Source organism: Belliella alkalica (genome assembly GCF_022549785.1).
In the GTDB taxonomy this organism is placed as follows: domain Bacteria; phylum Bacteroidota; class Bacteroidia; order Cytophagales; family Cyclobacteriaceae; genus Belliella; species Belliella alkalica.
The window spans coordinates 1-711 of record NZ_JAKZGO010000081.1 but is presented as its reverse complement, the minus strand read 5'-3'; the positions used below and the strand labels follow the sequence as shown (position 1 = coordinate 711).

1 protein-coding gene is annotated in these 711 nt (G+C 48.1%); it reads left to right on the top strand.

The window, feature by feature from the left end; translation table 11 throughout:
• The coding region (locus MM213_RS20745; RefSeq protein ID WP_241414788.1) for a CLIPPER-2 domain-containing protein at window positions 1–711 on the top strand (711 nt) is incomplete at both ends.

Here is a 711-nt window from a genome sequence, read left to right as displayed (position 1 = left end):
CTTTGAAGAGAATGTCGGGACATTGGCACCGGGTCAGGTAGTGGTTAGAGAGACTAGCTATACGGTTACGCAGTCAGATGTAGATTCTGGTTCAGTGTTGAACACAGCCTTTGTAAAAGGAGAGAATCCAAACCCAGAAGGAGAAGATCCGGAGGGCGAGACAGAGATTGAGACACCTATAGACAACAATGCAGGCTTGAGCATCAGCAAATCCGACAACGGATCCACTGTAACGCAGGCAGGCGAAGTTATCACCTACACATTGACGGCAACGAATACAGGTAATGTGACGATAGGAAATGTTGTGATCACAGATCCATTGACAGGCTTTGAAGAGAATGTCGGATCTTTGGCACCGGGTCAGGTAGTGGTTAGAGAGACCAGCTACACGGTTACGCAGTCAGATGTAGATTCTGGTTCAGTGTTGAACACAGCCTTTGTAAAAGGAGAGAATCCAAACCCAGRAGGAGAAGATCCWGAGGGCGAGACGGAGATTGAGACACCTATAGACAACAATGCAGGCTTGAGCATCAGCAAATCCGACAACGGATCCACTGTGACGCAGGCAGGCGAAGTGATCACCTACACGTTGACGGCAACGAATACAGGTAATGTGACGATAGGAAATGTTGTGATCACAGATCCATTGACAGGCTTTGAAGAGAATGTTGGAACATTGGCACCGGGTCAGGTAGTGGTTAGAGAGACTAG